The sequence below is a fragment of the Bradyrhizobium sp. UFLA05-153 genome (assembly GCF_054185185.1).
Genome location: NZ_JBBIAM010000361.1, coordinates 1 through 521 on the forward strand (window position 1 = coordinate 1; position 521 = coordinate 521).

Here is a 521-nt window from a genome sequence, read left to right on the forward strand (position 1 = left end):
GCGGTGCCGGTCGGGTTTGTGCCGGATAGCACCTTGTAGGACTCGATCTGGTGGGCGTCCGGGGTGCCGGGGCTGATCGTCACCGAGCCGTCGGAATTGAGCACGTAGTCGCCGTAGTAGCGGTGACCGTCGGCATCATTGCAGCACCAGCCGCCGAGCGCGTTGTGCTGCGATCTAAACCATTCAGAGATCTCTGGCGAATTGCCCTCGCGCGGGCCACCCTTGGCGTGCGAATCTGTGACCATGACGGCGATCAGCATCATCAGCGCGATCGCGACGACCATGAACAAGCGGCCAAAGTTCTCGTCGGACATGAAAATACGTCCAAACCTCCTGGGCAATGACGTCGGCCCGTATCGTATTATGGGACCAGAGAGCGCCGGCCGATGTGAAGCGGGTCACACCGGGTTAGTCACTCGCCCCGCTTTCGGTCTGAAGCGCGAGCTGTCTGCCAGCGGCCTGATCCCTCAATCCCAGATGCCATGTCGACGGCCCGCCATCTCGGCGGCCCTTTCGTTTGC

General features: G+C 62.0%; 1 pseudogene. It reads right to left on the minus strand.

From position 1 onward, the window contains the following. Nucleotides 1-314, minus strand: a pseudogene (locus tag Q2941_RS51890) (hypothetical protein); the annotation flags it as partial. Nucleotides 315-521: the final 207 nt, after the last annotated feature.